The 13,030-nt window shown below is 28.7% G+C and carries 13 protein-coding genes and 1 other annotated feature (1 of these 14 only partly in view); of the genes, 12 read left to right on the forward strand and 1 reads right to left on the reverse strand.

Translation table 11 applies throughout. The features are described from left to right. Positions 1-199, reverse strand: a binding site (T-box leader) (it extends 107 nt beyond the left edge of the window). Between the two features lie 354 nt (positions 200-553). The 11 genes from A7L45_RS10815 to A7L45_RS24075 all read left to right on the forward strand — a co-directional run bounded on the left by A7L45_RS10815 (position 554) and on the right by A7L45_RS24075 (position 11,338). Continuing rightward, positions 554-2,242, forward strand: a complete 1,689-nt coding sequence (locus tag A7L45_RS10815; RefSeq protein WP_084647435.1) for a DAK2 domain-containing protein — start codon at positions 554-556, stop codon at positions 2,240-2,242. Between the two features lie 31 nt (positions 2,243-2,273). Next, positions 2,274-3,041, forward strand: a complete 768-nt coding sequence (locus A7L45_RS10820) for a DUF1295 domain-containing protein (protein WP_071612780.1) — start codon at positions 2,274-2,276, stop codon at positions 3,039-3,041. A gap of 45 nt (positions 3,042-3,086) precedes the next feature. Continuing rightward, entirely contained in the window at positions 3,087-3,413 is a 327-nt protein-coding gene (locus A7L45_RS10825; RefSeq protein ID WP_071612781.1) for a DUF1475 family protein, read from the forward strand. 37 nt (positions 3,414-3,450) lie between these two features. After that, a complete protein-coding gene (locus A7L45_RS10830) occupies positions 3,451-4,431 on the forward strand; it encodes an aromatic ring-hydroxylating oxygenase subunit alpha (protein ID WP_071612782.1) in 981 nt (326 codons plus the stop codon). Positions 4,432-4,595: 164 nt separating this feature from the next. Next, on the forward strand, positions 4,596-4,988 hold the full coding sequence (locus A7L45_RS10835; RefSeq protein WP_071612783.1) for a bacteriohemerythrin: 393 nt from the start codon (positions 4,596-4,598) through the stop codon (positions 4,986-4,988). Positions 4,989-5,155: 167 nt separating this feature from the next. Further along, positions 5,156-7,036, forward strand: a complete 1,881-nt coding sequence (htpG, locus tag A7L45_RS10840) for a molecular chaperone HtpG (protein ID WP_071612784.1) — start codon at positions 5,156-5,158, stop codon at positions 7,034-7,036. Between the two features lie 139 nt (positions 7,037-7,175). After that, entirely contained in the window at positions 7,176-7,958 is a 783-nt protein-coding gene (locus A7L45_RS10845; RefSeq protein WP_071612785.1) for a Cof-type HAD-IIB family hydrolase, read from the forward strand. 77 nt (positions 7,959-8,035) lie between these two features. Beyond that, on the forward strand, positions 8,036-8,323 hold the full coding sequence (locus tag A7L45_RS10850; protein WP_071612786.1) for a putative quinol monooxygenase: 288 nt from the start codon (positions 8,036-8,038) through the stop codon (positions 8,321-8,323). A 17-nt stretch (positions 8,324-8,340) separates the two neighbouring features. Then, positions 8,341-9,105 carry a type I 3-dehydroquinate dehydratase gene (gene aroD, locus A7L45_RS10855; RefSeq protein WP_071612787.1) on the forward strand — a complete coding sequence of 255 codons (765 nt, stop codon included), beginning with the start codon at positions 8,341-8,343 and terminating at the stop codon, positions 9,103-9,105. Between the two features lie 239 nt (positions 9,106-9,344). Beyond that, positions 9,345-11,120: a methyl-accepting chemotaxis protein gene (locus A7L45_RS10860; RefSeq protein WP_071612788.1), complete on the forward strand. Its 1,776-nt coding sequence runs from the start codon at positions 9,345-9,347 to the stop codon at positions 11,118-11,120. Between the two features lie 83 nt (positions 11,121-11,203). Beyond that, entirely contained in the window at positions 11,204-11,338 is a 135-nt protein-coding gene (locus A7L45_RS24075; protein ID WP_257786571.1) for a hypothetical protein, read from the forward strand. 37 nt (positions 11,339-11,375) lie between these two features. Here A7L45_RS24075 and hydE read toward each other — a convergent pair whose 3' ends face one another. Continuing rightward, on the reverse strand, positions 11,376-12,419 hold the full coding sequence (gene hydE / locus A7L45_RS10865) for a [FeFe] hydrogenase H-cluster radical SAM maturase HydE (protein WP_071612789.1): 1,044 nt from the start codon (positions 12,417-12,419) through the stop codon (positions 11,376-11,378). A 293-nt stretch (positions 12,420-12,712) separates the two neighbouring features. Here hydE and A7L45_RS10870 point away from each other — a divergent pair, with 293 nt between their 5' ends. Beyond that, positions 12,713-12,943 carry a glutaredoxin family protein gene (locus tag A7L45_RS10870; RefSeq protein ID WP_071612790.1) on the forward strand — a complete coding sequence of 77 codons (231 nt, stop codon included), beginning with the start codon at positions 12,713-12,715 and terminating at the stop codon, positions 12,941-12,943. The last annotated feature ends 87 nt before the right edge of the window (positions 12,944-13,030 follow it).

The following is a 13,030-nucleotide window of genomic DNA, read 5'->3' on the forward strand; positions in this document are numbered from 1 at the left end:
CCTAAATAATTATCTTTGCCAGGCACGGATTTCTCGATTGCCCTGTCTTTGTAACGGTAGACATACCGGTTAATGCTACTACTAGTTCGCATCACATCTCACAGACCCATTCAATAACGGCTACAGTACCCAGCTCTCACTAATCCAGGTTCGCTTAAACTAAATTCCCTTATCTACTATTTCTGCTCATTGATATTATTTAATATAATACAGTGTTAATTAATACTTGTCAACATTTATTTTTATGGATTATTTTATGTATAATTGTGCTTGATAATCAAAAATATTATTTTCTTATTAATTTACATAATATTTAATATAATAAAAGGTATATATTAACAAATAAATATATTAACAAACAAATATATTTATTAATATAATTAATTAGTCGAAAAGTATGCTATTATATCATTAATAGCTATTATTTGTAGATAGATTCTATTGCATAGGAGGAATTAAAATTAATATTAATATTATAACAGGCGAAGTATTATATTATGCATTTTTATCAGGCGTCATCCAAGTTAGGAAACAAAAGAATATTTTAAATAAAATGAATGTTTTTCCTATTCCAGATGGAGATACTGGTAGTAATCTTGTATCTACAATGAATGCAATTGTTGAAGATATGAAGATTCACAAATCTATTAAAGATACAATTAATTCTATGGCGGATGCAGCATTAATTGGTGCCAGAGGAAATTCCGGAATAATTTTTGCTCAATTTTTGAATGGTATTAATGAAGAAATTAGCGATAAAGAACCTTTAACTATGGTAACTTTTGCAGAAACATTAAAAAACGCTGTACCTTATGCATATAAAGCTATCTTAAATCCTATTGAGGGGACTATGATAACCGTTATAAGAGAATGGACAGAAGCCGTTTATAAATTGAAAGATGTAACTGAGAGTTTTGAATCAATAATAATTAGAACCCTAGAGGATGCTAAAATATCACTTGCAAACACACCAAATATTCTTGAGATATTGAAAAAATCATCTGTGGTAGATTCTGGAGCAAGTGGTTTTGTGAGTTTTCTCCAGGGAGTTGTTTATTTCCTTAAGGATAAAAACATTACAAAAATAAGTCGAAATGAAGATGAAATAGTATTTGAAGAAGAAATTTTTGATTTTACACCAAATATAACTTATAGATATTGTACAGAAGCTTTAATCTCAAATGAGAATATAAGTACTAATGAAATAAAGAATGCAATAAAACATTTGGGAGATTCTTTGATTATAGCAGGAAATAAAAGTAAAGTTAGGATACACATACACACAAATAAACCAGATGAATTATTCTATATACTAAGAGGAAAAGGTGAAATAGTTCAGCAAAAAGTTGACGACATGAAGAAACAATATGAGGTGGTGCATAACAGAATTAATAAAACGGCTATACTTACGGATTCAATTGCCGATTTACCACAAGAACTAATAGAAAAATATCAGATTCACGTTTTACCATTGAATTTAATTATTGAAGGTAGCACATACCTGGACAAACTTACAATAAAACCGGATAAGTTTTATTCTTTGATTGATAAGTTAAAAGAATATCCGACAAGTTCGCAACCAACAATAAAAAATGTGCAAAATGTATTTTCTTTTTTAACTAGTCATTATGAATCAGTAATTGCAATAATAGTATCTAAGGAAATGAGTGGAACGATTAATATTGTAAAAAAAGCTGCAGAAAAGTTTATACAAGGAGGCAAAAAAATAACAGTAATTAATTCTAAATTAAATTCTGGTGCAGAAGGGTTAATAGTATTAGAAGCAGCAAAAGAATTAGAAGCCGGGAAAAATTATGAGGAAGTTGTAGCTATAATAGAAAATAAGATTAAAAAGGCAAGAATATATGTTAGCGTTAATACTTTTAAATATATGGTAAGGGGTGGACGAGTTTCTAAAATGAAAGGGTTTATTGGAAGGGTATTAAACTTAAAACCAATAATATCAATAAACGTGGATGGAAAAGGAATTGCATTTGGCAAAACTTTTAACGCAAAATCAAATACTAAGAAAATACTTGCGATAGTTAATAAAGCAAATGAAAATAACAAAATAGCATCTTATAACATTGTACATGCAAGTGCTCCAAAAAAAGCTAATGAATTGAGCTTGAAATTAACAGCAATTTTGGGGAAAGAACCAGAATATATAACTGAAATATCGCCTATTGTTGGATTAAGCGCCGGAATTGGAGCAGTAGCTGTATCATTTATAAGTTCTTAATGTTTATAATATAAATTTAGGAGGGGTCGATATGAATACTTATGTGCAAAGCACAATACTAGTTTTTATCTACATGGTCATCTTTTTTATTATTGCTCAAATGAAGAAAAATAATTCATTAGTTGACATGGGTTGGGGGCTTGGATTTGTTTTGATATCAATATATACATTATTTACTGGAGGAAATTATAATTTAAGAGCCATTATAGTTACAGCATTAGTTTTCGTCTGGGGAATAAGATTGTTTTATCATATATTAAAAAGGAATTTAGGAAAGCCTGAAGATTTTAGATATGTAGCATTTAGACGGGATTGGGGTAGATGGGTAATGCCTAGAGCATTTTTGCAAGTGTTCATGTTACAAGGAGCAATTATGCTTTTAATAGCATATCCAATTATAATGAATAATGCTACATCTAAAGGAAATTTAGGCATATTAGAATTTGTAGGCATTGCAATTTGGATAGTTGGTTTTGTTTTTGAAGCATTAGGGGATAAACAGCTAAAAAACTTTATTACAGATAAAAAAAATAAAGGTCATATAATGAAAAGGGGGCTTTGGAAATTCACAAGGCATCCAAATTATTTTGGAGAGGCTACAATGTGGTGGGGAATATTTATAATTACTTTACCTTCAAAAAGTGGCATAGCGGGAATCATTAGCCCTATAATTATAACCTTATTGCTTATATATGTTTCCGGAGTACCAATGCTTGAAAAACATTATAAGGATAACGATGAATTTCAGGCATACGCGAAAATCACTAGTAAATTTATACCTTGGCTGCCTAAAAAATGATTAATAACATTAATAATAAAATATAATGAGAGTAGGATTGATTTTATGAAAATCGGAAAAGTATTTTCTTTTATTGGTTTTTTATTAATGCTGGGAATGCTTATATATGGATTTGCTATTGGAAATTTTACTGGTGAAGGTAAAATATTATTAGGTATGCCTTGGGGACAAATATCATTAGTAGATATTTACATTGAATTTATTATAGTATGTTCGTGGATAGTGTATAGAGAGAATAATATTGCTAAATCATTAATTTGGGTTTTGTTAGTTTTAACTTTAGGAAGTATGATTAGTTGTTTATATATTTTCCTATCATTTAATAAAAGTAATGGAAACTGGCAAAAATTCTGGCAAAAAAATAGATTGTAATTACAAAAATTGAATTGTTAAAAAAGGATGGCTGAGCATGATTAAAAATCAATGGTATGGAATATTGGAATCAAAAGAAGTGAAGAGTAACAAACCGATTGGAATAACAAGACTGGGAGAAAAACTAGTTTTTTGGAGAAGTGAAAGTGGTAAAGTCAATTGCATTTTTGATAAGTGTTGTCATAGAGGCGCAGCAATAAGTGCGGGCAAAGTAATTCACGATAAAATGATGTGTCCATTTCATGGATTTGAATATGATTCTTCTGGAAAGGTAACTTTAATACCGGCTAATGGCAAAAATACACCTGTTCCAGAAAGGTATAAGGTTCAATCTTACTTAGTAGAAGAAAAGTATGGTCTGATTTGGTTATGGTATGGAGAAATCTTAGATAATATGCCAGAAATTCCTTTCTTCAAAGAACTACGCGAAGGTTTTTCTTATGGAGGTTTTTCAGAGATGTGGTCAGTTAATTACACGAGAGCAATTGAAAATCAATTAGATGTCGTTCATTTACCGTTTGTTCATACATCTTCCATAGGTAGAGGAAATAAAACCTTAGTAAATGGTCCTGTTGTTAAATGGGAAGATAATTTAATGACTTTTTATGTAAATAATGTAGTGGATGACGGAAAAACAAAACCTCTAAAACCAAATGAAATAAAGAACTATAAAAAATTATTTAGTCTTCAGTTACAAATGCCAAATATTTGGCAAAACATTATTAGTAAGGATATTAGGATAGTTGCAATATTTGCACCAATTGATGAGAATCATACTCATATTTATCTTAGATTTTATCAAAAATTCATGAAAGCACCTATATTAAAACAAATAGTTAATGGAATGAGTACTTTTAGTAATAAATATATACTTCATCAAGATAGGAGGATTGTTTTAACTCAAACTCCTATAAAATCCGAACTGACAATGAATGAAAATCTTATTCAAGGAGATATGCCTATTATTGAGTACCGTAGGAGAAGAGCTTTTTTGAAAGGTGAAATAGAGAAAAAGTAATATGCTTTAATGAGGTAATGTAGAATGAGAAACAATGATATAAATAGAATATTAGGGAAATTATTCTTGTAAAATAAATTAAAACAAAGTAATATAGATATATGAATTTAATTTAAGTGTGAAAGACAAGTTGTATTATCAAATTTGAGGGGGGAAATTAATTAATGTTTGAGATGAAGGAAAAATACATGACAAAAATTCCTAAAATAAATGCGGAGCATGAAAAACTGTTTGAAATAGGGGAAAGAGCTTACCAATTATTAATAGATAAATACGATACAGATAAATATGATAAAATAGTAGCGGTAATTGAAGAATTAAAAGCATATACAATATATCATTTTAACGCTGAAGAAGAGTATATGATTAGCATAAATTATAAAAGATTATTTACACAAAAGATAGACCATGCATTTTTTATTAAAAAAATAGATGAGGTTAATTTAAATAATATTGATAATAATCAAGATGAAGCTATAATGAAAATACTAACTTTCTTAAATGAATGGTTAATTAATCATATAGTTGAGAAAGACTTACTAATTCCAGTAGAGTAAAATCATGTTGCTATTAGATTTACCGCTTTAAATTATAGAAAGTATGGAGTGAAACATTGACAAATCATAAAAAAAGGTGTATTTTATAATTATCATTAGCACTCATAAGCATAGAGTGCTAACAAAATATAAAATTAAAAAGATTTGGTATGAAAGGGGAATTTTAAATGGAAAAAAAACAATTTAAAACAGAATCTAAGAGAATCCTAGATATGATGGTAAACTCAATATATACTCATAGAGATATATTTTTAAGGGAACTTGTCTCTAATGCTAGTGATGCTATTGATAAAATTTATTATAAGACATTAGCGGATGACACATTAACTTTTGAGAAAGATAAATACTACATTACTATAGCGAGTGAAAAAGAAAATAGAATAGTAAAAATTTCTGACACTGGTATTGGAATGACCGAAAAAGAACTAACTGATAATCTAGGTGTTATAGCTAAAAGCGGATCTTTAGCATTTAAAAAAGAAAATGAAATAAAAGATGGTTATGATATAATTGGACAATTTGGTGTAGGATTTTACTCTGCATTTATGGTAGCTGATAATATTACTGTTATAAGTAAATCTTTTGGTAGCGATAAAGCTTATAAGTGGGAATCTACAGGTGCAGATGGGTATACTATAGAACCTTGCAATAAAGATTGTGTTGGTACAGAAATCACACTTAAAATAAAAGAGAACACAGAAGATGATAATTTTGATGAATTTCTTGATGAAAATGGATTAAAATCTATCATAAAGAAATATTCAGATTTCATTAGATACCCAATTAAAATGAATATAAGTAATTCAAAACTTAAAGAAGGTAGTGAAACAGAATACGAAGATTTCGTTGAGGAAAAGACAGTAAACAGTATGGTTCCTTTATGGAGAAAAAATAAAAGTGAATTAACTGATGAAGATTATAACAATTTTTATGCTGAAAAACATTATGGTTTTGATAAACCATTAAAGCACATTCATATAAGTGTTGATGGCGTTATAAGTTATAATTCTATTTTATATATTCCAGAAAAAACACCATATGATTTCTACACAAAAGAATATGAAAAAGGTTTAGAGCTTTACTCAAATGGTGTCTTAATTATGAACAAGTGTGCAGACTTATTGCCTGACTATTTTAGTTTTGTAAAAGGAATAGTAGATTCAGAGGACTTATCCCTTAACATATCAAGGGAAGTATTACAACATGATAGACAACTTCAATTAATAGCTAAAAACATTAAAAGTAAAATAAAAAGTGAGTTAGATACTTTACTTAAAAATGAAAGAGACAAATATGAAATATTTTACAAATCATTTGGAAGACAATTAAAGTATGGTATTTACTCCGATTATGGTAGTAATAAAGATACTTTGCAAGATTTGCTACTGTTTTATTCATCAACGGAGAAAAAGAATGTTACTTTAGATGAGTATGTTTCTAGAATGCCAGAAGATCAAAAATATATCTATTATGCTTCTGGTGAAACGAACGATAGGATTGAAAAATTACCACAAATAGAAATGGTATCAGATAAAGGGTTCGAAATTTTATACTTCACGGATGAGGTAGACGAATTTGCGGTTAAAATGATATCTAAATACAAAGAAAAAGAATTTAAATCTGTATCAAGTGGTGATTTAGGAATAGATGTTGAAGAAAAGGAAAACCCATCTATTGCTGATGATAAGGAAAATAAAGAGCTGTTTGAATATATGAAAACTACTTTGTCTGGTAAGGTTAAGGATGTTCGTGCATCTAAAAGACTTAAAAATTACCCAGTATGTTTATCAAACGATGGTGAACTCACAATTGAAATGGAGAAAACATTAAATTCTATGCCTAACAATGAAAATGTTAAAGCAGACAAGGTACTTGAAATAAATATAAATAATGATATGTTTAAAGTACTTAAAGGTTGCTTTGACACTGACAAAGATAAATTAGATTTATACACTAATATATTGTATAATCAGGCTCTACTAATTGAGGGATTACCAATTAGTGATCCAGTAGAATTTACAAACAATATATGCAAAGTAATGTTATAACTTAAGTATATTTTAATTAAAATCGAAACAAATTTATGAGCAATAAATGGATATTAATTCATTTATAGCTCATTTTTACTAGTGAGTAAAATTTGTTCTTGAATATGCTTATTTAACATTATAAGGGAGGTAAATACTTATTATAAAACTCATCGCAACTGATATGGATGGTACATTATTAAACGATAAAGGGAATATAGATGAAAAAATATTTGATTTGATACGTGATTTAAAAAAGAGAAATATAAAATTTGCAGCAGCAAGTGGTAGATTTTATTCACAACTAAGCGTAAATTTTAAAAAGGTAAATACAGATATGATATTTATTGCTCATAATGGGGCTCTTGTTAAGTATAATAACAAAGGAAAGACCATCTATTCAAATAATATTGCTAAAGAAGAAATAGAACACGTAATAAATCTAAACCCAAAGCTCGGAGAAGAAGTATTTTTAGCTGGAGAAAATGAGGCATTTATAGTAAATCCATCAGAAGTTATTTTTAATGAACTTACAGCGGTTGATGTTCCTGTTGTAAAACTAGAATCATTTAGTAAATTAAAAAGTCCCATATATAAGATTACTTATTATATGGCAGATGGAGTAAATCTGTCCATAGTAAATCTTCTAAAAGAAAAATTGCATGAGAAACTTGAATTTGTTGTATCTGGGGATAAGTGGATAGATATAATGAATAAAGGTATAAGTAAAGGAAGCGCAATAAAAATACTTCAAAAAAAATTTGAAATAGATCAAAAAAACACAATGGTTTTTGGTGATTACTATAATGATTTGGCTATGTTTAAAGCTGCTCATTACAGTTATGCAATGAAAAACGCACCTGAAGATGTTAAAAAGCATGCGAAATTTATTGCAGAAAGTAATAATGACCATGGAGTTTATAATGTTATAGCATCTTTGTAGAAACTATAAAAAAGAGGACAAGTAGTATAATTATGTAATATAAAATTTTAAAATAAATCATAAGAAGGAGAAAGTATATGATTACTATAGTTGCAAAAAATTCAATAAAGCAGGGAAAAACAGAGGAATTTAAAAACTTAGCAGAAAAACTTATTAATGAAAGCAGAAAAGAAAAAGGAAATGTATCATATAACTTATATCAAGATGCTAATGATAACAATATATTTACATTCATTGAAGAGTGGGAAAATGAGGATATAATTAAGAGTCATAACGCATCAATACATTTTACTTCTATTGTACCTAAATTCGCAGATTTAATAGAAAAAAAATCAGAGATTAACTTATATAAAAAAATAAAATAAATAGTAAGGGTGCTCAAATGAAAAAAATAGTTAAACTTAAAAAAGTTACAATTGGTGAGGGGCTACCTAAAATTTGTATTCCTATGGTAGGAGAAACTATTTCAGAACTTTTAGAGGAAGCAGAAATTTTAAAAGATATCGATTTTGATGTGTTAGAATGGCGTGTAGATTTTTTTAAAGACGTTGCCAATATAGATAAGGTAAAACAAGCATTACAAGGGATTAGAGCAGTACTAGGTGAAAAACCAATTATATTTACTTTTCGCACAGCTAAAGAGGGTGGACAGAAAGAAGTTACTACAGAATTCTATTTCGCTCTAAATAAAGCAATTATCACGTCAAAACTTGTTGAAGTTATAGATGTTGAGTTATTAAGTGATGAGAAAGATATATTAGGATTGGTAAATATAGCTCATAAGAATGGCGTATTTGTTATTATATCTAATCATGATTTTGAAAAAACACCACGAAAAGAAGAAATTATATCAAGGTTATGTAAGGCTCAAGAATTAGGTGGAGATATTCCTAAAATTGCAGTAATGCCTACTTGTGCCGCGGATGTGCTTACGCTTTTAGATGCAACTCGTATTATGAATGAAAAATATGCTAATGGTCCCATTATATCAATATCAATGGCGGGAAAAGGAATTATTAGTAGATTATCAGGTGAATTATTTGGTTCAGCACTAACATTTGCTGCTGCTAAGAAGAGTTCAGCACCGGGACAAATTTCAGCATTAGAGTTACGCAAAATAATGCAGTTGCTTCATAACGATATATAAAAATATGACAACACAATATAAACGAAAAGAACTGCTTAATTTGAGCAGTTCTTTTCGTTTATATTGTAGAAATTAATAATGACCAAGGGAGTTTTTATGTTAATTTAATTATAAAATTATTATTTATTAAAATATGTATTAAGATTTATAAAAAAGATACGATAACAATGTAACCGTTATTTTCTCGGAACATTAAGAAAATTATGGATAAAATATTAAAGAGGATGGAGTGATTTATTGTGAAAAAAATAAGCACTAAGATAATAGCTCTAAATATTTCAGTTGTATTATTAACTGCACTTTTAATTGGAGGATTTGCAACATACAGAATGTCAGTCTTGAGTAAAAACACTATATCGACAATTGATACTACAGTTAGGAAAGATTATGATGAAAAAATTAAATATCAAGTTGAAAATGTCATAACAATGCTAGGAGGCATTGATAAAAAATATCAATCTGGAAAAATAAGTTTGATAGAAGCTAAAAAACTTGGCGCAGATTTAATACGTGAGATGAAATATGGCGATGGTGGTTATTTTTGGGTAGATACAGTTGATGGAGACAATATTGTGCTTCTTGGTGGTGCATCAGAAGGTAAAAACAGATATGATTTAAAGGATGTAAAAGGCAAAAGCATAATTAAAGAAATTATTGCAAATGGTTTAAAAGAGAACGGTGGATATACAGATTATTGGTTTGCTAAAAAAGGGGAAGAAGTTGCATCTCCAAAGAGAAGCTATAGTAAGGCTTTTAAAGACTTTAATTGGGTTATAGGTACAGGAAACTATGTTGATGACATTGACAAATTTGTTGGGACTGAAAAGGCTATTCTACTCAAAGCTTTTATAAATAGTGTAACTAATTTTATAATTTTAGCAGTTGCTGTTATTGGATTATCAATATTTATATCCTTTTACTTTAGTAAGAAAATATCAAATCCTATTTTAAAAATAAGTAAGCTTGTGGATAAGACAGCGAAACTTGATTTGTCATATGATGAAAATCTTGAATTGATTTTAAAATATAAAGATGAAACAGGGATTATTGCAAAAGCAGTTATTGATCTACGAAGTGCTCTTAGAGAAATAATCATTAATTTGAAGGAAAATTCCATAGAGGTTCTTCAGTATTCAAAAACTATGGCACTGGTTACAAACGAAACTGTTCAATCTATAGAAGCTGTATCTGTGGCAATTGAAGAATTAGCAAAAGGAGCTACAAATCAAGTGCAAGATGCTCAAAGTGGTGCAAATGAACTTACAAGTCTTACACTCGAAATTAGTACTGCTGTAAATAGTTCTGTGTTATTAAAAGATTATTCTAATGAAACTAAGTTAGTTAATACTAAGGGACTTAATTCTATGAAATCACTTACTGAAAAATTTAAGGAAAGTAGCAATTTAAATGAAGAAGTCGTAGAAAATATATCTACACTTCAAAATAAATCAAACTCTATCGGAAAAATTATAATTACTATAAAAGAGGTAGCAGAACAAACAAATCTTTTGGCATTAAATGCTGCAATTGAAGCCGCTAGAGCTGGTGAAGCTGGAAAAGGATTTGCAGTAGTAGCTGATGAAGTAAGAAAGCTAGCAGAAAAGACCGAAGAAGCCACAAATGAAATTACAAATATGATTGGTGAAATTCAAGGAGAAATCAGTAAAGTAACAATGAATATAAATAAGGGAGTAAATATTAATAAAGAGGCAAATTTATCGATGGATTTATCACAAAAATCATTTAATATCATAGAAAAATCTATTATTAATATGATTACTCAAATAGACACTTTGGTTTCTAATATTAACAAGGTAGATAAAAATAAAGACAAGGTATTGTTATCTATAGAAGGTATGTCTGCAGTATCTGAAGAATCTGCAGCTTCAACTCAGGAGATATCTGCATCTATGGAGGAGCAAACGAGTGCTATGGAGGATATATCAAATACTGCTGATAACTTTGAGAAGATTGTAGCTAAGTTAGATGAAATAGTACAGAAATTTATACTGTAATATGAATAATTTCAAAATATCAGAAGTGTAGAATAAAAATTAGCTTTCTAGGTTAATCTAATATTAGAAAGGGGAAGTTTTTAATGCCAAATAAAGCTACAAAAATGAATATACAGCATGATCTAAACAAGAAACATAATAAACCGGGAATTAAGGACGCACAAGGTGAAGCAGTTAATAATAAACCAATTAAAGAAGCAAAACATACTTTTCGTTAAAAAAAGAGCCTATAGGGCTCTTTTTTATGTTATAAAATCATTTGTTGTTTTTATTTCCGCGAAATCCATAATTAGTTGAAACATTTCTTCCAATACTGTTAATTTTACCGGTTATGCATCCCCTACAATGAGATGGAGTATCTCCAGTACAAATTTTACCAGGGTATAATGCATAATATTTTCTATATTCACCTTCTGTAACATTAGGCATAACTACGTTAGCACCACTTTGAAGTGCCATCAGCCTTCCATTTTTATTTAAAGACTCCATAGCAGTTGTTGCAGGTATGTTAATATCTGGTAGAAGTAATCGTGTTATAGCCATAACCTTAAGGGCCATAATTAGCTCACGACCATGGCAATTTGCAAGTGGTGTATCTTCATTAGGAATGAAAGGACCTATTCCTAACATGTCAGCATTAATTTCTTTGAAAAACAATATATCATCTGCATATGATTCTATGGTTTGATTTGGGAGACCAACCATAACACCTGTACCTACTTCATAACCTAATTTTTTTAGGTTCTTTAAACAATTAAGTCTGTACTCGTGACTCATGCCAGGATCTAGATCTTCATAAAGTTTCTTATCAGTTGTCTCAATTCTTAAAAGATATCTATCAGCACCAGCCTCTTTAAAGGCCTTATACTCATCATAAGTTTTTTCACCTAGACTTAGAGTTAGAGCTAAACCTAAAGCCTTGATATCTTTTATTATTTTGATGATTTTGTCCACGGTATAGTAATCATCTTCTCCACCTTGAAGTACAATGGTTTTATAACCAAAAGATTTAGCCTTAGTTGCAAAGTCTAAAATTTGTTCATGTGTTAATCTATATTTAACTAAATTTTTATTATCTCGCCTTAGTCCACAATAAAGGCAGTTATTCTTGCATATATTGGTAAATTCAATAAGACCACGAAGATGGACATCGTCACTCACATATTTTTTTCGGACTTCGTCTGCCGCATTAAACAATTCTTGGTCCATATCATTACTTTTTAAAAGAGCAATGATTTCTAGTTTACTTAAGTTATGTTCAATTTTAGCTTTATTTATTACTTCCAATAAATTAATCATTAGTTGCTACCTCCTAATATTTATGCTTAAGCCCTTTAAAGTACAAAATAATTATAAAGTATTTTGTCACTAACGTATAGTGTTAAGACTATCATAATATTATATAAAATATATGTAAATATAAAATAAATAAATATTTTAATAAATTAGTAATCTAGAGGAATACTAGTTAAATAATTCATTAAAATTTAAAGTAATAATATTGACTTAACTTGCGAAAAATGATAATATGAAATTAGATTTAATTGTATACAATTAAATTGGAAATAATAAAACTTAAGGGGAGATTATACATGAACAAAGTTGAAATTTATACAAGCAATAGTTGCGGATTTTGTCATTTAGCTAAGGAATTTTTCAAAGAAAATAACATTGAATATACAGAGCATAATATTTCTGAAAATTTGGAAGCAAAAAAAGCACTTATAAAAAAAGGATATAGATCAGTACCAGTAATAGATATTAATGGGCAAGAAATGGTTGGATTTGATAAGGAAAAAGTGGTTGCTATATTAGGAATTTAAAAACAATAAAATATAGAAAATAAAAAGAGGCTAAAACTAGCTTCTTTTTATTTTCTATATTTTCTTAGTATATAAAAATAAAAAAGT

Origin of the sequence: Clostridium estertheticum subsp. estertheticum (genome assembly GCF_001877035.1) — a bacterium.
GTDB lineage: Bacteria > Bacillota > Clostridia > Clostridiales > Clostridiaceae > Clostridium_AD > Clostridium_AD estertheticum.

Bases quoted from the DNA above. Each gene is read 5' to 3' on its own strand.
- A7L45_RS10815 (WP_084647435.1), top strand. From the start codon at position 554: ATGAATGTTTTTCCTATTCCAGATGGAGATACTGGTAGTAATCTTGTA.
- A7L45_RS10820 (WP_071612780.1), top strand. From the start codon at position 2,274: ATGAATACTTATGTGCAAAGCACAATACTAGTTTTTATCTACATGGTC.
- A7L45_RS10825 (WP_071612781.1), top strand. From the start codon at position 3,087: ATGAAAATCGGAAAAGTATTTTCTTTTATTGGTTTTTTATTAATGCTG.
- A7L45_RS10830 (WP_071612782.1), top strand. From the start codon at position 3,451: ATGATTAAAAATCAATGGTATGGAATATTGGAATCAAAAGAAGTGAAG.
- A7L45_RS10835 (WP_071612783.1), top strand. From the start codon at position 4,596: ATGTTTGAGATGAAGGAAAAATACATGACAAAAATTCCTAAAATAAAT.
- htpG (WP_071612784.1), top strand. From the start codon at position 5,156: ATGGAAAAAAAACAATTTAAAACAGAATCTAAGAGAATCCTAGATATG.
- A7L45_RS10850 (WP_071612786.1), top strand. From the start codon at position 8,036: ATGATTACTATAGTTGCAAAAAATTCAATAAAGCAGGGAAAAACAGAG.
- aroD (WP_071612787.1), top strand. From the start codon at position 8,341: ATGAAAAAAATAGTTAAACTTAAAAAAGTTACAATTGGTGAGGGGCTA.
- A7L45_RS24075 (WP_257786571.1), top strand. From the start codon at position 11,204: ATGCCAAATAAAGCTACAAAAATGAATATACAGCATGATCTAAACAAG.
- hydE (WP_071612789.1), bottom strand. From the start codon at position 12,419: ATGATTAATTTATTGGAAGTAATAAATAAAGCTAAAATTGAACATAAC.
- A7L45_RS10870 (WP_071612790.1), top strand. From the start codon at position 12,713: ATGAACAAAGTTGAAATTTATACAAGCAATAGTTGCGGATTTTGTCAT.